The sequence below is a fragment of the Streptomyces sp. NPDC051677 genome (genome assembly GCF_044453465.1).
GTDB lineage: Bacteria > Actinomycetota > Actinomycetes > Streptomycetales > Streptomycetaceae > Streptomyces.
Genome location: NZ_JBITCT010000040.1, coordinates 28,982 through 44,515, shown reverse-complemented (window position 1 = coordinate 44,515; position 15,534 = coordinate 28,982). Strand labels below are relative to the sequence as shown.

General features: G+C 69.3%; 15 protein-coding genes and 1 pseudogene. 4 read left to right on the top strand and 12 right to left on the bottom strand.

What is annotated here, in order from left to right; translation table 11 throughout:
• Positions 1 to 22: 22 nt before the first annotated feature.
• The 3 genes from ACIBAF_RS35805 to ACIBAF_RS35795 all read right to left on the bottom strand — a co-directional run bounded on the left by ACIBAF_RS35805 (position 23) and on the right by ACIBAF_RS35795 (position 3,857).
• Positions 23 to 544 (bottom strand): PadR family transcriptional regulator, encoded by a 522-nt coding sequence (locus ACIBAF_RS35805; RefSeq protein WP_399468647.1) that lies wholly within the window; start codon positions 542 to 544, stop codon positions 23 to 25.
• A 1,034-nt stretch (positions 545 to 1,578) separates the two neighbouring features.
• Positions 1,579 to 2,613: an alcohol dehydrogenase catalytic domain-containing protein gene (locus ACIBAF_RS35800; RefSeq protein ID WP_399468539.1), complete on the bottom strand. Its 1,035-nt coding sequence runs from the start codon at positions 2,611 to 2,613 to the stop codon at positions 1,579 to 1,581.
• Positions 2,614 to 2,663: 50 nt separating this feature from the next.
• Positions 2,664 to 3,857 carry an FAD-dependent monooxygenase gene (locus tag ACIBAF_RS35795; RefSeq protein ID WP_399468537.1) on the bottom strand — a complete coding sequence of 398 codons (1,194 nt, stop codon included), beginning with the start codon at positions 3,855 to 3,857 and terminating at the stop codon, positions 2,664 to 2,666.
• Positions 3,858 to 4,006: 149 nt separating this feature from the next.
• Here ACIBAF_RS35795 and ACIBAF_RS35790 point away from each other — a divergent pair, with 149 nt between their 5' ends.
• The 3 genes from ACIBAF_RS35790 to ACIBAF_RS35780 all read left to right on the top strand — a co-directional run bounded on the left by ACIBAF_RS35790 (position 4,007) and on the right by ACIBAF_RS35780 (position 7,557).
• Positions 4,007 to 5,806: a helix-turn-helix domain-containing protein gene (locus tag ACIBAF_RS35790; RefSeq protein WP_399468535.1), complete on the top strand. Its 1,800-nt coding sequence runs from the start codon at positions 4,007 to 4,009 to the stop codon at positions 5,804 to 5,806.
• Positions 5,807 to 5,915: 109 nt separating this feature from the next.
• Positions 5,916 to 7,091, top strand: coding sequence for a hypothetical protein (locus tag ACIBAF_RS35785; RefSeq protein ID WP_399468533.1), 1,176 nt, complete (start codon positions 5,916 to 5,918; stop codon positions 7,089 to 7,091).
• A gap of 19 nt (positions 7,092 to 7,110) precedes the next feature.
• Complete coding sequence (locus ACIBAF_RS35780) at positions 7,111 to 7,557, top strand: cupin domain-containing protein (protein WP_399468531.1); 447 nt, start codon at positions 7,111 to 7,113, stop codon at positions 7,555 to 7,557.
• A gap of 197 nt (positions 7,558 to 7,754) precedes the next feature.
• Here ACIBAF_RS35780 and ACIBAF_RS35775 read toward each other — a convergent pair.
• The 8 genes and pseudogenes from ACIBAF_RS35775 to paaA all read right to left on the bottom strand — a co-directional run.
• Positions 7,755 to 8,204: pseudogene (locus tag ACIBAF_RS35775) on the bottom strand (winged helix-turn-helix transcriptional regulator); the annotation flags it as partial.
• A 355-nt stretch (positions 8,205 to 8,559) separates the two neighbouring features.
• Positions 8,560 to 8,877, bottom strand: a complete 318-nt coding sequence (locus ACIBAF_RS35770) for a YciI family protein (protein ID WP_399468529.1) — start codon at positions 8,875 to 8,877, stop codon at positions 8,560 to 8,562.
• A 44-nt stretch (positions 8,878 to 8,921) separates the two neighbouring features.
• A complete protein-coding gene (locus ACIBAF_RS35765) occupies positions 8,922 to 9,782 on the bottom strand; it encodes an MBL fold metallo-hydrolase (RefSeq protein ID WP_399468527.1) in 861 nt (286 codons plus the stop codon).
• 402 nt (positions 9,783 to 10,184) lie between these two features.
• On the bottom strand, positions 10,185 to 11,288 hold the full coding sequence (locus ACIBAF_RS35760) for a 2Fe-2S iron-sulfur cluster-binding protein (protein ID WP_399468525.1): 1,104 nt from the start codon (positions 11,286 to 11,288) through the stop codon (positions 10,185 to 10,187).
• Positions 11,285 to 11,830, bottom strand: coding sequence for a 1,2-phenylacetyl-CoA epoxidase subunit PaaD (gene paaD / locus ACIBAF_RS35755; protein ID WP_399468523.1), 546 nt, complete (start codon positions 11,828 to 11,830; stop codon positions 11,285 to 11,287). The genes ACIBAF_RS35760 and paaD overlap by 4 nt, the downstream gene beginning before the upstream one ends.
• A complete protein-coding gene (gene paaC, locus ACIBAF_RS35750) occupies positions 11,824 to 12,630 on the bottom strand; it encodes a 1,2-phenylacetyl-CoA epoxidase subunit PaaC (RefSeq protein WP_399468520.1) in 807 nt (268 codons plus the stop codon). Before paaC ends, paaD begins: the two co-directional genes overlap by 7 nt.
• Positions 12,627 to 12,959, bottom strand: a complete 333-nt coding sequence (paaB, locus tag ACIBAF_RS35745; RefSeq protein ID WP_399468518.1) for a 1,2-phenylacetyl-CoA epoxidase subunit PaaB — start codon at positions 12,957 to 12,959, stop codon at positions 12,627 to 12,629. The genes paaC and paaB overlap by 4 nt, the downstream gene beginning before the upstream one ends.
• Entirely contained in the window at positions 12,956 to 13,930 is a 975-nt protein-coding gene (paaA, locus tag ACIBAF_RS35740) for a 1,2-phenylacetyl-CoA epoxidase subunit PaaA (protein WP_399468516.1), read from the bottom strand. The genes paaB and paaA overlap by 4 nt, the downstream gene beginning before the upstream one ends.
• A gap of 91 nt (positions 13,931 to 14,021) precedes the next feature.
• On the opposite strand from paaA, the gene ACIBAF_RS35735 reads away from it, so the two are divergent.
• Positions 14,022 to 14,630 (top strand): TetR/AcrR family transcriptional regulator, encoded by a 609-nt coding sequence (locus ACIBAF_RS35735; RefSeq protein WP_399468514.1) that lies wholly within the window; start codon positions 14,022 to 14,024, stop codon positions 14,628 to 14,630.
• A gap of 9 nt (positions 14,631 to 14,639) precedes the next feature.
• Here ACIBAF_RS35735 and ACIBAF_RS35730 read toward each other — a convergent pair whose 3' ends face one another.
• Positions 14,640 to 15,479, bottom strand: coding sequence for a 3-hydroxyacyl-CoA dehydrogenase family protein (locus tag ACIBAF_RS35730; RefSeq protein WP_399468512.1), 840 nt, complete (start codon positions 15,477 to 15,479; stop codon positions 14,640 to 14,642).
• Positions 15,480 to 15,534: the final 55 nt, after the last annotated feature.

Below are 15,534 nucleotides of genomic sequence, written 5' to 3'. Positions count from 1 at the left end.
GTGGTGACCCGCCAGGACGTCATCAGCTGTGCGTCGGATCCACTTGGCTGTCTGCGCCCGCGTTCGCCTCGACCTCGGCGCGGATGTCGGCCAGCCAGGCCCTGTCCCAGTCGATCCGATCCATCCCGTGCTCAAGCGTCAAGAGGCTCCAGTGCTCTGCCCGTGCCGCTGCCAGTATCGCGGTTCTCTTCCGGTCCCCGGCCAGTATGTTGTCCCGGGCGTCCAGGATCCGGAGCTGCTCCTCGGGCGTCAGCCAGTCGAAGTGCACCAGTCGCGCCATGAACTCCCGTGCGTTGTCGCCCGTGTCTTCGGGGAGTTCAGCCAGCATGTCGTGCAGCAGTTCACGGCCGACATCAGTGATCGAGTAGATGTGGCGAGGTGGTGTGCCTTCGTGCTCCTCGGCCCGTCGCAGCACTGCCGCGGCTGCGACGAACTGGCGCAGCCGCGGGTAGAGGGAGTTGTTCGACAGTGTGTGACCTGTCGCTGCCTCGATTTCCCTGCGCAGTTCGTAGCCGTGCCGTGGGCCACGAGCAAGCTCTGCCAGGAGGAGGACGTCAATCCACGTGGGAGAAGGTTACTGTGACTTAGGCCACCGTCGGCCCCACCCTGTCGGCGCGACTGCGGGCGTGAGGGCGGAGCGGCGAGCGAGTGTGCGGCAGCGGCGGCAGACCGGGCGGCACGCTGAGCCGCTCTGTCCGCAGGCGTGCGGGAGCAGGGGGTCCTCGCCGTACAGTGTCGATCAGACGACGGGCAGGACCAGGGGCGATGACGACGCCTCCGGGAGCCACGGCGCGGAGGCCGCCGTCACTTCGTCAGGTACGCCGTTCTTGAGGAGCAGTTCGTCGGCGTCGGCTCAGAACGGTCCAGGCATGGCTGTCGAGCCCGACGGGGGCAAGCACCAGCATCCGGGGATGGGGGAGGTACGTCGCCGTATGCGATGCGGCGACCGTCTCGATCGAGGTCAGAAGCTGCCCAGCGCCGCGATGAGCCGGATTGTGCCCCGCCCGTGTGCCCTGATCGGGTTGGATCAGGGCACACGGGCGGGTGGCAGCGGTTGGCGAGCCAGGCGGGTGACTGCCGTGGGGCGGGCGGGTACGGGCTTCGGGAGCCTGGTAGGGGCGGAGGGCCTCGACGACGGTGCAGCGGCCGATGTCTTGGGCAATCCGCTGGGAGGACAGCCGAGACAGAGGGGCAGGTGTCGTCAGGCCAGCTGGGATCTGCCGCCGACCCGTGCCCGCGGCGCGCACGACGCTCCACGGCCCACGAGGTCATCCGGGGTTGCCGAGCGGCGATCGCCCAGGCTGCCCGAGGCCGATCGGTGGAGGTCTCGACGACGACCTCAGTCCGGATGCACAGGACATTCTCCGCAGGTTCAGAATGTCCTCGGCCGCGCCAGTAGACGCGTGCAGCCTTCCGATCTCACGGCACAGGGACCTGCCTCAGCCGACCCGTCACGACCATCCGTCGGCGTACCAGGCACGTCTCCTCGCACTTCACGACGAAACCGTCCAGCCTGGCCCGTAGAGGACCAGGGTGGACGGTCGGGCTGCCGTCGGCCGAGGGGAGGCGGCGCGTGGGTCAGTCGTTGGTGAGGACGACCTTGAGGGCGCCGGTTTCGGCGCTGCGGGTGAAGATGTCGTATCCCTTCATCGTGTCGCTCAGGTCCAGGCGGTGGCTGATGAGCTGGGTGGCGTCGAGGGCGCCGGTGGCGATGGAGTTCATCAGCTGGGGGATGGTGAGGCCGGAGGGGATGCCGGTGGTGATGGTGACCTGCTTGGCCCAGAGCTTCTCCAGGTGGAGGGTGGCGGGGCCCTCGTGGACGCCGATGTTGGCGACGCGGCCGCCGGAGCGGACCAGGTCGGCGGCGAGTTCGAAGGCGTCGGGGAAGCCGACGGCCTCGATGGTGACGTCGGCGCCGTAGCCGTCGGTGAGCCGGGCGACCAGGTCGTGGACCTCGTCCTCGCCGACGGCGTGGGTGGCCCCGAGTTTGAGGGCCATCTCGCGGCGGGCGGGGGTGCGTTCGACGACGACGATGTTGCGCGGGGAGAACAGCTTGGCGGTCACCGTCGAGGACAGGCCCACCGGACCGGCGCCGACGATGACGACGGTGTCGCCGGGCTGTACCCGGCCGTTGAGGACGCCGACCTCGTAGCCGGTGGCGAGGATGTCGGTGAGGAACAGGACCTGCTCGTCGGTCAGCTCGTCGGGGATCTTGTAGACGGAGTTGCGGGCGAAGGGGATGCGGGCGTACTCCGCCTGGACGCCGTCGATGGTGTGGCCGAGGGCCCAGCCGGCGTGGACGCACTGCCCGTACATGCCGGTGGTGCAGAACCGGCAGTAGCCGCAGGCGCTGACGCAGGCGGCCAGGATCCGGTCGCCCGGCCGCACGTTCGTGACCGACGAGCCGACCTCCTCCACGACGCCGGTGGCCTCGTGACCCAGGACGGTGCCCGGCCGCACGGTGGGCACGCCGCCCTTGATGATGTGGGAGTCGGTGCCGCAGATCGTGGTGTGGGTGACGCGCATGAGGAGGTCGGTGTCCTCGGTCAGCGTCGGCATCGGGTGATCCCGGTACTCGATCCTGCCCGGTCCGTCGTAGACGAGTGCCTTCATGTCCAACTCCTTTGTTGAATGGCGGTGCGGTGGTGCGGTGGTGCCGGGCGTCAGATGCCGGGCCCGTGGAGGCCGAAGCGCAGGTCGGGATCGCCCGGGGTCCAGGTGTTCGTCACCTGGGAGCGGTGTCCCATCCGTGCGACGCGGTCGATCAGTTGGTTGCCCAGCTGCAGCTGGGCCGGTTCCCACCGCTTGAGGGCGGTGGGGATGTCGCCGCCGAACGCGCGCAGGTGCTCGTAGAGCGTCCAGGCGTCGTCGGCGGCCTTGGCCGTGCCGGCGGCGGCGTGCGGGCGGGCGGCGAAGGCGGCGTCACCGATGATCGCCACCCGCCCCTCGGCCATCGCCGGTATGCGGGTGTCGAACACGACCTGGAGATACGGCTGCTCGGTGCGGATGACCGTCTCGGCCGCCGCGGGCGCCAGCGACTCCTCGGCCGTCGCCCGCATCTCGTCGACGAAACGCTGCTGCACCTGACCGGGATGGACGGAGACCGGGCACTCGAAGCCCCGCAGGTCCGTGGTCAGCTCGTCGAGCGGCGGGCCCGCCGGCACATTGCGGTACCAGACGTAGTTGAGCAGCCGCTGCCCCGCCTCGATCCCACCGTCGAGGCCGGGGATCGGGTAGAGGACGATGTGGGTGTCGCGGGCCACGCTGTACGTCAGCGCCTCGCCCAGCAGCCGCCGGGTCTCCTCGCTCACCTCGCCCTCGGGGACGGTGCCGCGCCAGCCCACGTATCCGGAGTAGGTGCGCTGAAGGTCCGGGAAGAGCCGCTTGCGGGCGGTGGAGCTGATGCCGTCGGCGAAGACCACCAGGTCGGCGGTCTCGGTCCGGCCGGAGACGAACCGCAGCGTCACGCTGTCGGCGTCCTGGTCGAAGCCGGCGCAGAACTCGCCCAGGTGATAGCGGTCGGTCCCGAAGTCGTCGAGCAGCGCGCGGTAGATCGTCGACCAGGACGAGTAGCGCCACTCCACCGGATCCTCGTGCAGCACGTCGTTGCGCTCGCCCAGGTAGCGCAGGTGGCGCGTCACCGTGCTCAGCTTCTCGATGCGCTGCGCGCTGCGTTCGCCGAACCATTTCATGGTGGTGGGCTGCAGCACGATCCCGCCGCCGCGGTTGTCCAGGAGGGTCGGTGTGCGCTCGTAGACGTCGACGGTGAAGCCCAACTCGCGCAGCAGCAGTGCACTCGTCAGTCCTCCGATGGAGCCGCCGACCACTGCGGCCCGCAGGCCCTTGTAGCTGTCCACCGTGGATTCCTCTCGCCCAGGGGGTGGTGAACGCCATCGTGGTTCCGTCTGGTCCCGTTGTAACATGTGTCATCTCACAGTGATTCGCCGTTAACATGGCCTTGTGCACAGCCCTCGGTGCTCGTGGGGTGCCGTACGAGGAGGTACCAATGATTTCTCCGGCCTCCGCGCGCCCGGATCTTCTGCGCTGGATGAGTGCCATCGACGAGCTGGCCATCGCGGTGAACCAGCAGCGTGATCTGCCCGGCCTGCTCCAGCAGATCGCCCGCACGGCCTGCGACCTGCTCGGCTACGAGAGCGCGGCCGTGCTGCTCGTCGACGACGACCGCGTGGCCCTGCGGATCGAAGGCTCATGGGGACTGAGTGACAGCTACCTGCGACTGGTGAACGAGGAGTCCCCGCTGCTGCTGGCGCCCGAGGGAACGTTCGTGGCCAGCCCTTCCCGTCGGGCCTTCGTCGAGGGGGCGCCGGTGATCATCGAGAACATCGCCCGGGACCCCTCGTACGGCCCCTGGGCCAAGGCAGCCCAGGAGCACGGACACCACTCCATGGCCGCGGTGCCGCTGCGCAACCAGGGCGAGACCGTTGGCACGATGAACGTCTACGGCGGTGATCCGCGCCGCCTGGGACCGGGGGGACGGGAGCTGCTGCAGGTCCTCGCCAGCCACGCCGGCATCGCCCTGGAGACCAGCGCTCAGCTGGAACGTGACCGCCTCCGCGTCCGCGAGCTCAGCTCCCTGAACGAACTACTGCGCCAGCACGCCGCCATCCACGACCGGTTCATCGGCGTCGCCCGGCGCGGTGGCGGCCTCACCGACATCGCCGCCGCCCTGGCCGAGACCACGGACCGGGCGGTGGCCGTGCAGGACGTCTCCGGGCAGGTCCTGGCCACCGTGCCCCGCGCCGGGGTGTCGGTCCGGCCGCCGGACTGGCTGTCCTGGCCCCAGCAGCAGGGCGGCCGCTCACTGCTCGACCTGGTCGCCCACGCCACCCCGGTGACGGCCGCCCCGGAATTCCCCGGGCTGCTGGCCGGGCCGGTACGGGTCGGGGAGGAGACACTCGGCGTGCTCTGGCTGGCCGGCGAGAGCGAGGGCGACGACCTGCGGCTGCGCGCGATCGAGCAGGCGGCGGTGGTGCTCGGCCTGGAGATGCTGCGCCGCCGCGCCGTCGTCGACGCACAGTGGCAGCTGAAGGGAGACCTCGTCTCCGAGCTGGCGAGCGGCACGCTCACCGACCCGGCCGCCGCCATCGCCCGCGGCGACCGCCTCGGCAGCGACCTGCGCCTGCCGCAACGTGTCCTGGCCGTCCGCCCCGAACAGCCCGGCGAGACGGTCACCGCGCAGCTGCTGCGCCTGGTGCAGTCGCTCGTGCTGTCCCGGCCGCGCCCCAAGCCGCTGCTCGCCCTGCGTGACGGTGCGATCGTGATCGTCGCGCCGGTGGCGGACCCGGCCGACGCGGAGGAATTCGCCCGGCACATCCGCACCGTCGCCTCCCAGTCCGTGGAGGGGGGCGTGCGCGTCGCGATCAGCGAGACGTGCCCCGCGCCGGACCAGCTGCCCGGGGCGTTCCGTCAGGCCCACGGACTGCTCCGGCTCCTTCGGTACGCCCCTGACGAGGACGTCCTCACCGTGACGTCGGCCGGCATGGTCGGCATGCTGCTCGCGGACGTGGAGCCCCAGCGCATGGGAGTGCTCGCCCAGCGCTGGATCGGCCCCCTGCGGGACTACGACCGCCGCCGGGGCACCGACCTCGTCGCCACCCTGCGCGTCTACCTCGACCACGACCTCAACACGAACGCCACCGCCGAGGCCTTGTTCATCCACCCCAACACCGTCGGCCTGCGCGTCAAACGCCTCGAGTCCCTCCTGGGCGTCTCACTGACCAGCGTCACCGACCTGACCACGCTGCGCGCGGCCCTCGCCATCGACGACATCACCCGCAACCCCTGACCTGTCCCGGCGTACAGGAAGCACGACGAAGACTGTGTGGTGACATACAGATCCCGTGGTCGTGTGGACCTGAACATGTCCTCACCCAGCAACGACGCGGGGAGGACCCATGCACGACTCACCCCACACGGCGAGCGCCGTAGCCACCGTGGCGGCACCAGAAGCCCCACCAGACACCGTCATCCCGCCCGCGGGCCAGGCACGACGGGCGGGTGCGACCCTGCTCATCGTTGCAGCGCTCTCGCTCGCCACCTGGTGGCTCTTGATCGACCCCCGTTGGGCGGTCCTGGACGTCTACGGCAACCCGGCCAACGCGGCGATCTTCTGGACCCTGTTCGCCATCGTCTGTCTTGCCTTCAACCTGGAACTGAAAGGCTTCGACCGGCTCGCCCAGCCCGCGCGAGGCCTCGCCTTGGCCGCCGTCACCACCGGATCCGGCATCGGCATTACGGCCCTGCTCGCTCTGGCCTGGAGCAACGTCGACCCGAGCTTCGCACCCGAACGGACGGGCGGGGCCGGCTACTTCACCGGCGCCGTCTTCGTCCTCTTCGTCTTCGTGACGAACGTGCCCGCCGCGACCGTCTTCGAGCACCGCCCGTGGAAGACCCTCGGCCTCGGCCAACCCTGGGCGGGCATCGCCGAGATCGCCGTCTCGACGGTGGCGAGCATCCTCCTCTACGTCGCCTTCGCCCTGCCGGTGCTGGCCAGTTGGAGCGGCGTCAAGGATGCGCCGCTGAGCGCGAACGAGGTCGTCGGTCTCTTCTACTCGATCGTGGTCTCCGTCATCGCCACCAGCAACCTCACCGACAACGAGCCCTGGAACACGGTGCGGGGCAGGGGCCGATGGTTCCTGTTCACGGCGCTGGGCAACGTCCTCCTGGGCACCTGCCTGTTCTTCGCCCTGTCGGGTGTCACCCGGCTCCTGCTGGGCGCCGACGCACGGTCCGCCCTCGGCGCGGACGCACTGAGCCTCTTCCCCGCCCAACTCGGCGTCTGCTGGGTCTTCTGGATGATCTTCTGGGCCAACTGCGCGGGAAGCATGCCCCAGCACCTCACCCCGGCGAAGAACCGCACCGTGCGTGTGCTCGTCACCCTGGCCCTCGCGGTCGTCACGTTCACCCTGTACTACCGCGTCCTCGCCCCCCACGTCCTCCATGAACCGGCTCTCGCGCCCGGCATCGCGGGCAACGCGCTCGGCTTCATGGACCTGGCCATCGTCTGGCTCCTCCTCTTCGTCATCGGTGGAGAATCCTGGCCGCTGGCCCGAACCAACCGCACCTCCTGACACCGGAGAACGAATCCTCATGGGCGACACCCACTCCGACCCGCAGATCCGGGTCGTGCACCACGATCAGCTCGACGGCAACACACCCCAGACCCCCGGCCTGATCCGAGAGGTCGCCTTCGACGGGCGCAACCCCGGCGCGGCCCACCTCTCCGCGTTCCGCAGCACCGTTCGGCCCGGCGCGGCCACCGGCGCCCACCACCACGGCGACCAGGAGACCGTCCTCTACGTCATCAGCGGCACCGCCCGCTACCGGTGGGGCGACAAGCTGGAGAAAGTCGCCGAGGCCGGCCCGGGAGACTTCGTGTTCATCCCCGCACACGTCATCCACCAGGAGATCAACGCCTCCCCGGAGTTCGAGACGGTCTGGGCCGTGGTCCGCTCCGGTGTCGATCCCGTCGTCGTCAACCTGCCCGAACTCGACGAGTACGCAGAGCCCGCAGCGGTCGACTACACCCACCTGTAAATACTCCGCCCACCGCACGTCCGTGTGGGGAGGGCCGCCGCCGGCTCCGCGGCCGTGCGGCGGTCCGTACGTGTCCCCTGCGCGCTCCACCCCGGATGTCACCGAACAGGAAACGGACCGCCTGCCGGGACACCACCACGGCGCTCCTTGAGGAAACCGTGCTCAGACATCGGCCTCAGCCGAGGGGCTGCGCCGAGGGGCTGCGCCGAGGGGCCAGGGCGGGTACCGGTCTCCGGAGGCGTCAACGGCCCGTGATCCTCTCCGCAGACGACCACCGCTCGGAGAGGTTCGCCGCACTCCGCATGGTGAGTGTCCAAGGGCGGTCCCTGAGGGTCCGCCGTGCAGTGATCGCCCCCCTGCTTGAGGGCGATCATCGCGGGCCACAGATCCCAGCCCTTGCGTGTGAGCCGGTACTCGTGCCGGGTGCGGCTGCCTGGTTCACGGTAGGCGACGGTCTCCAGGACCCCGGCCGTGACCAGTTTGCGCAGCCTGTGCGCCAGGACGGCCTCGGACAGCCCGATGTGCCGCCGGAAGTCGTCGAAACGCCGGACACCGTTCATGGCGTCCTGCAGCAGCACCAGCGACCACTTCTCGCCGACCAGGTCCAGTGTCCGCCGGACCGTGCAGTTCTCCGTGCTCGTCTCCAGCCACCTCGTGCGCCCTGCCTAGGCTGACTTCACCATTGGTAGCCAGATCGTGGGCGTATCTGGCTTGGCCAGCAGAAGCCAGAGGCGTCAAAGAATGGGAACGCGCAGGTCACGCAGGTTCCACCGGGAGCACCCGTGAGCCCGGGTCGGTGCGGTGTGATGCACCACAGTGTGGATCCGGGTGGTGCGAGTGCGGCCGTAGCGCCGAAGACAGGGTCGGCTGGGCCGAACCCGCACGCTCAAGTCGGCCGCTGCGGCGGGTCGGCGTGGCCGGGTCCTCGCAGGTGTGGGCCCGGCCACGCTCCTCATCCTCGGACATGCGTGTCGCCATCGCCGATCGCCCGGACGATCTTTTCTACCGCATCACCTGTGCTTCCAGGAATCCTGGTTCGGGCTCCGGGATGCGGGGATGGAACGCCTCGACCGAAATGGTGGCCCACATTCCTTCCCTGCCGAACGGATCATCGAGCACCCACTGGTACGCAGCCTCGCGGTCCGGCAGGTCGAGGACCTGCAACATGCCCCTGATCGTGTGACCGTCCTCGGCGAAAAGGGCGCCTCCGGTCCGGATGACCGACCTCTGGCTGACGATGTAGCGGAAATGCTGTCTCCGCCACTTCGCCCTGATCTCCTCAGCACGTTCACCTGCCGTACACCAGACCGCGAACAACATCGCCGCTCCCTCGTATGTCGCCGGAATCGAACTCGCTGGAGCAGTCAGGACGCCTGCGCCGCTTTGTCGCGCGTTTTCGTCTGAGTTGCGATACCTGCCCACAGCGCACCGCGGTTGATGCGGTCCGGGTGGCGCCGCACCATCTCCTCGTAGTTGGGGAGGCTCTGCTCCCCGCGTGCGAGGACGTCGTCGACGTCCAGGAGGAACTGCCGGGTCAGCTCGATGTGCCGCGGGTCGTGGGGGGAGTCGGGGTCGGTGTGACCGGCGACCACGTGCGCTGGGTTGCGCTCCGCGACGAGGTCGAGGCACGCGCGCCACTGACGACGCTTCTCGGCGTTCGTGTACACCACGTACGGGGTGACGTTGTTGTAGACGATGTCCCCGGCGACGACGAGATCGAGGTCGGGCACGTGGACGAAAGTGGTGTCCGGGCAGTCGCTGTGCCCGGCGGACACGAACTCAACCGTGTGACCGTTGAGGTCGTAGGCGTCGCCGCACGGCTCGGCGCTGGGGAAGGTACCGGCCAGCTTGTCACCGAACAACGGTTCCCAGACCTCCGTGAACATCGGGCCACTGATCTGGCCGGGTATGGCGGCGGCAACCTCGGGCCGAGCGATCACCCGTGCCCGGGGGTAGCGCTGCAGGACCGGCTCAAGCCCGAAGAAGTGGTCGCCGTGCCCGTGGGTGACGTACACCGCCTCCAGTTCGGTGTCGTGGCCGTCGATCCACTCGACCATCCGTCGGCCGTCCTCGGCGGTGAGCAGGCCGTCCACGAGCACGGACTTGCCGCCCGAGCTGATCAGAGTGACCGACGAGGGCGACCACTTGGGGGCGTGCCCGTCCGGCGTCGGACGGCCTGCGATGGGGAGCCCGTCGACGACGAGGACGTCGTAGGTGATATCCATGCGTTCTCCAATGATGTATCGAAGCGGGGTACCGCGGTGAGTTGATCGGCATCGTTTGACGCGCACGGCGGTCGTCCCGAACGGGTGACCGACGGCGACAACATCGCCGTTGACGTCGAGCCGCTCGAGAAGGGGCTTTTGGCGACCTCGACCGGTCCGCGACCCGTGCTCGGGAGCGACAGGCCGCTGACACCCAAGGCCGCGATGTGCGCCAGCAGGGTCAGATCGGGCGACTCAGCCTTGGTGCGACTCATGAACAGAGACAGCCGTGGTGTCGTTGAGGCAGCAGTTGCCGGGCAGAGACCCGCCAGTCGGGGGAGATGGTGTTGACGTCGGCCGAGATGAGCACAACGCCTTCGCTTCTCGGGGGCGACCGCGGCGGCCCGGTTTGTTCGCCCCTCGTCATGACAGGTACTCGAGCTCAACGGCGGAACTCGCGGGCAGCGCCTGGCAGGTGAGGATCACGCCGGCCTCCACTTCCGGTTCCCCCAGCGCGAAGTTGGTGCGCATGACCGCCTCGCCGCTGACGCACCGTGCTCGGCAGGTGCCGCATACCCCGCTCCTGCAGGCGAACGGCGCGTCGCTGCGCACGCCGAGCAGGGCGTCCAGGATCGATGGGTTGTCCGCCGTCATGGACACGGTGGTGCGGCGCCCGTTGAGCGTCGCGACAATCGTGCTCTCCGCCACGGACCCGGCGACCTCCGCGGGCCGGGCCACCGCTCCCGCGTGGAACAGCTCGCTGTGCACCGCAGCCTGGCTGACGCCGAGATCGGTCAACGCGGTGCGGGCGTTGTCCACGACGGGCAGGGGGCCGCACAGGTACCAGTCGGCGACCGCGGCGGGAGTGCCGAACAGCTGCAGCAACCGGGTGATGCGGGCGGGGTCGAGGTGCCCGTTGAGCTCGTCGGCCACCTGCTGCTCGCGGCTGAACACGTGCACCAACTGCATCCGGGCGGCGTAGCGGTTCTTGAGGTCGTAGAGGTCCTCGGCGAGCATCACGCTGGCGCTGCTGCGGTTGCCGAGCACCATCAGCGCGGTGTTGTCCGGGCCGGCGTTCAGATGGGCTGCGGCGAGGGACACCAGCGGGGTGACCCCACTGCCGGCGCCGATCAGTCCGACGTGACGGCCGGTGGCCTCGGCGATGCCACGGCCGAAGTCGCCCGTCGGAGCGGAGACCTCGATCTCGTCGCCGATCTCGGCCTCCTGCGTCAGCCAGGTGGACATGACGCCGCCGTCGATGCGCCGCACCGCGATCCGTAGCGCACCCGCTCCGGGTGGGACGCAGAGCGAGTAGCTGCGGCGGACGTCCCGGCCGTCGAACTCCCTCCGCAGGGTCAGGTGCTGACCTGCGCGGAAGTCGAACGTCGTGCCGTACTCCTCGGTGCCGCCGAGTGTGAGGGCCACCGAATCCCCGGTCAGTGCCTCGATCTCGGCGATGCGCAGGGGCGCGAACCCGCCGGTGCCGAGTTGCCGCACCGGTGGCTGCGGGCTGGTGATCGATGTCATCGGTACCCCGCAATGCTGGGCCGGTCGCCGGCGGGCAGCGGCTTGATGGCGTCGAACGGCTCATGGCAAGCCTGACACCGCCAGTGTTCCTTGCAAGCCGTCGAACCGAACGCGCTGACCTGCTCGGTTCGGGACGAGCCGCAATGCGGGCACTCCGGGCCGATGCCGTGCAGGCTCGCGGACAGGTCGGCCAGTGAGATCAGGACCCGGTCGGCCGGAGCGGGCACCGGGGGAGCGATACCGAACCGCCGCAGCTTCTCTCGTGCAACGGCGGTGATCCAGTCTGTGGACCAGGGCGGTGAGAGCCGACGCTGTACGCGGACGTCCGTGGCCCCGCCATCGCGCAACGCGACCGTGATGTCGTGCTCGATCGTCTCGATGGCCGGGCAGCCGATATATGTCGGCGTGATGACGACCGTGACCCGATCGACGTCGACGACGACGTCACGCACGATACCCAGCTCCCCGATGCCGACCATGGGCAGCTCGGGGTCGGGAACGGCGTGGGCCAGCTCGCGGGCCCGCATCGAGGTGATCACCATGACGCTCCTGGATAGGCCCGGTGGAGGTGCTGCATCTCGGCCAGCATCGGAGTGAACGGCTCCAGGTGCAGTCCGTCGCGGCCGGACGTCGCGCGCATCCACGTGTGCGGAGTCGTCAGTCCGAGCGAGGCCAGCCGCGGTTCGAGCACGCTGCGCCACTGCTGTTCGAGCGTGCGTGGGTCGGGGGCGTGCCCGCTGTCGCACAGCCCGTCGACCAGCGCGTCGGGGACGAACAGCTCCCCGGCGAACGGCCAGACCACATCGATCCCGGCCTGGAGACGCCTGGCGCTCTCATCGGTGCCGTGCGCGAGCCGCTCCAGCCAGGAGAAGACGTATTCCACATGGAAGCGGCACTCGACCGCCGCCTTGGCCGCGAACGAGGAAAGGCCCGGGTCCGAGCTCTCCCGGCAGGCGTCGTACAGGACGACGTGCCACACCGAGACCAGGGCCAGACGCGCGATCGTCTGCCCGAAGTCACCGTTGGGCAGCTCGGCGAGCTGGCTGTTGACGAACTCCTCCTGCACGCGCAGGAATGCAAGGTCGTCCTCGTCCCGCCCGGCGCCCTCGACCTCGCCGGCGAGAGCCAGCAGCACCCGCGCGTGCCCGACATAGTCCAGCGCGATGTTCAACAGCGCGATGTCGTCCTCCAGCCGGGGCGCCAGCGCGTACCACTCGCTCAGCCGCTGACCGAGGATCAAGGCGTCATCACCCAGACGCAGCAGGTACTCCGCGAACGCGGGCAGCGCTTGCGGACCGGGCGCCGCGGTGCCGCCGTACCGCGTGACGATCGGCGCGATCATATCTGGGTCACCCCCTCCGGGATCGTGTAGTAGCCGGGGTGCCGGTACGGCTTGCCGGCCGCCGGCTCGAAGTAGGCTTCCTTGTCGGCGGGATCGCTGCAGTGGAGGTCGGACGACCGCACGACCCACAAGCTCACACCTTCTTGCCGGCGGGTGTAGAGATCGCGGGCGCTGAGCATCGCCAGTCGTGCGTCGGCCGCGCGCAGACTCCCGACATGGACGTGGGACAGGCCCCTCGCGCTGCGGACGAACACCTCCCACAACTGCTCGCTCACCGCATCGCTGCCGGCGTCGCCGCCGGTCCCGGCCGTCGCTGCGGTCTCGGTCATCGCGACACCGCCACGGGCTCCGTGGCCTCCGGGCACTCGGGCTGAGCCGCCGGGCCCGCCTGACGTCGTGCGTGGGCGGCCAACGCCTCGCGTACCCAGGTTCCGTCCTGATGGGCCTTCAGCCGCCGCGCGCGGCGCTCGCGCGCGTACGGGCCGTTGCCGCGCAGCAGTTCGGCGAAGTCGTCCATATTCGGCGGAGTGAACTGGTAGTGGCCGTCCGGACGGAGTTTCAGGTTGTCATCGGGGATCCGCAGGCCGAGGTATTCCGCCTGCGGGGCGGTCGCGTCCACGAAGCGTTGACGCAACTCGTCGTTGCTGAATTTCTTGATCTTCCAGCGCATCGAGTCCGCCGAGCGCGGCGATTGCCCGTCGGGCGGTCCGAACAGGATGAGTGACGGCATCCAGTACGCGTTGAGTGCGTTCTGCGCCATCCTGCGCTGCGCGGGAGTGCCGAAGGCCAGCGCGCACATCGCCTCGAACCCCTGGCGCTGATGGAAGTTCTCCTCCTTGCACACCCGTGTCATCGCTCGGGCGTAGGGGCCGTAGGAGCAGCGGGAGAGCGGGATCTGGTTGATGATCGCCGCCCCGTCCCCCAGCCAGCCCATCGCCGCGACGTCGGCCCAGGTCGTCATGCCGAAGTCGAACGACACCGCGTACCTCTGCCGACCGGCGTGCAGCAAATCCAGGGCCTCGTCGCGGGTCTGTCCCAGGGTCTCGGCCGCCCCGTACAGGTACAAGCCGTGGCCGGCCTCGTCCTGCACCTTGGCGAGCAGGATGGCTTTGCGTCGCAGGCTCGGTGCCCGCCCGATCCACTGCCCCTCCGGCTGCATGCCGATGATCTCGGAGTGCGCGTGCTGGGCGACCTGTCGCGCCACGCTCGCCCGGTAACCCTCCGGCATCCAGTCGCCAGGTTCGATCTGCTCGTCATCCGCGATCACACGATCGAAGTCCGCTTGTGTGTGCACCGTCATAACTGGCTCCTTACCATCCGGTTAGTAAGTTAACTCTGCCTCCGTCGATCCGCAACCGTCAGGCCCTCCTGGTTAGCGTAGGATTGTGACCATGACGAGTAAGCGCCTCGAACGCGCGAAGGGCTCCTACGACGCCGAGGCCGTGGCGCGGGCCGCATTCGACCTGTTCCTCCACCACGGGTACAACGCGACCAGCCTCGACCAGGTGGCAGCGGCGCTGAACGTCACCAAGGCGGCGATCTACTACCACCACGCCGGCAAGGAAGCGATCCTCGCCTACGGTGTCGACCGGGCCCTGGGCTCGTTGGAGGGGGTGCTCACCGAATCCCCGGCGCTGCCGGGCCAGGCCACGCCCCTGCAGCGGTTCGAGTACGTGCTGCGTCGCACGCTCGAGATCGGCATGAGCCACCTCGCCGAGGTGGCGGTGCTGCTGCGACTGAACGGGAACACCGACCTCGAACGTGACGTGATCAAGCGACGTCGCGCCTTCGACCGTGCTGCCGCGGACATCCTCGAAGAGGCCGTCGCCGCCGGTGAGCTTCCTGAGCACAGTGACCCGATGTTGCTCACCCGAATGTCCATGGGACTGGCGAACTCGCTGGTCGAGTGGTACCGGCCCGACCACCCGCGGCCGGCGTCGGAGGTCATCGAAACCGCCGTGCGATTCGCGATGAGCGGCCTGCGCCGCAGCGTGGCCTGAGGCGCCCGCTCACCAATCGAGCTGGTCGTCTGCTCTCCGTCGCGCACGGCCGCGGCCCTTGGGGGCCGGATGGAACCGTTCACCTCGTTCCGCCATGCGCCGGAGCAGCTGCGGAGGCTCGAAGCGAGGGTCGTCCGGGTAGGCCTCGTGCAGCTCGATCGCGCTGCGCAGGGAGACCTCGATCCCGAGCAGGTCGAGGATGCGCAGCGGCCCCATCGGGTGCCCACAGCCCTTGGTGAACGCGAGGTCGATGTCGGCCGCGCTCGCCTGACCGCGCTCGAGGACGCGGACGGCGTCCAGCAGGAACGGCACGAAGATGCGGTTGAGGACGAACGCCGGCGTGTCGGCGACCTCGATGGCGGTGACCGAGAGGTCGGCCAGGAACGTCGTCGCCCGGTCCAGCGCGTGGCGATCGACGCCGTCGCGCACCACCACCTCGCACAGGCGCAGTCGGTGCGGTGGGTTCATGAAATGCAGGCCGATCAGCCGTGCGGTCAGGGCGCCGCCGGGGTCGAGCACCTGCAACGGTGTGGCCACACTGACGGTGCCGATCAGGGTGTCGGCGTCGGCGATTTCACCGATCTGACGCAGCAGGTCCGCTTTCGCGTCGACCAGCTGGGGCGTGGCGTCGATGACCAGGGCGGCTTGATCCACGGCCTCGACAAGGGGGGCCGCCGCGATCAGACTCGGGTAGTGCGGGTCGAGTCGCGACAGCGAGCCGAGGGCGTCGTCGAGCACCGTTGGGGAGCGATCGGCGAGCGCCACCCGGTACCCGGCCTCGAGGCACATCCGGGCGATGCCGACACCCATCACTCCGACGCCGACGACGGCGACCAGATCTTTTGCCATGACGGTTTCACCTTCTACGGATTCATCATTGACCCAGACGCGGAAGGACCTTAAC

What these genes read in the sequence shown, in the direction of transcription:
- ACIBAF_RS35735 (WP_399468514.1), top strand. Translation starts at nt 14,022, where the DNA reads ATGACGAGTAAGCGCCTCGAACGCGCGAAGGGCTCCTACGACGCCGAG.
- ACIBAF_RS35760 (WP_399468525.1), bottom strand. Translation starts at nt 11,288, where the DNA reads ATGACATCGATCACCAGCCCGCAGCCACCGGTGCGGCAACTCGGCACC.
- ACIBAF_RS35770 (WP_399468529.1), bottom strand. Translation starts at nt 8,877, where the DNA reads ATGTTGTTCGCGGTCTGGTGTACGGCAGGTGAACGTGCTGAGGAGATC.
- paaA (WP_399468516.1), bottom strand. Translation starts at nt 13,930, where the DNA reads ATGACGGTGCACACACAAGCGGACTTCGATCGTGTGATCGCGGATGAC.
- ACIBAF_RS35785 (WP_399468533.1), top strand. Translation starts at nt 5,916, where the DNA reads ATGCACGACTCACCCCACACGGCGAGCGCCGTAGCCACCGTGGCGGCA.
- paaD (WP_399468523.1), bottom strand. Translation starts at nt 11,830, where the DNA reads ATGGTGATCACCTCGATGCGGGCCCGCGAGCTGGCCCACGCCGTTCCC.
- ACIBAF_RS35790 (WP_399468535.1), top strand. Translation starts at nt 4,007, where the DNA reads ATGATTTCTCCGGCCTCCGCGCGCCCGGATCTTCTGCGCTGGATGAGT.
- ACIBAF_RS35800 (WP_399468539.1), bottom strand. Translation starts at nt 2,613, where the DNA reads ATGAAGGCACTCGTCTACGACGGACCGGGCAGGATCGAGTACCGGGAT.
- paaC (WP_399468520.1), bottom strand. Translation starts at nt 12,630, where the DNA reads ATGATCGCGCCGATCGTCACGCGGTACGGCGGCACCGCGGCGCCCGGT.
- ACIBAF_RS35765 (WP_399468527.1), bottom strand. Translation starts at nt 9,782, where the DNA reads ATGGATATCACCTACGACGTCCTCGTCGTCGACGGGCTCCCCATCGCA.
- ACIBAF_RS35780 (WP_399468531.1), top strand. Translation starts at nt 7,111, where the DNA reads ATGGGCGACACCCACTCCGACCCGCAGATCCGGGTCGTGCACCACGAT.
- paaB (WP_399468518.1), bottom strand. Translation starts at nt 12,959, where the DNA reads ATGACCGAGACCGCAGCGACGGCCGGGACCGGCGGCGACGCCGGCAGC.
- ACIBAF_RS35730 (WP_399468512.1), bottom strand. Translation starts at nt 15,479, where the DNA reads ATGGCAAAAGATCTGGTCGCCGTCGTCGGCGTCGGAGTGATGGGTGTC.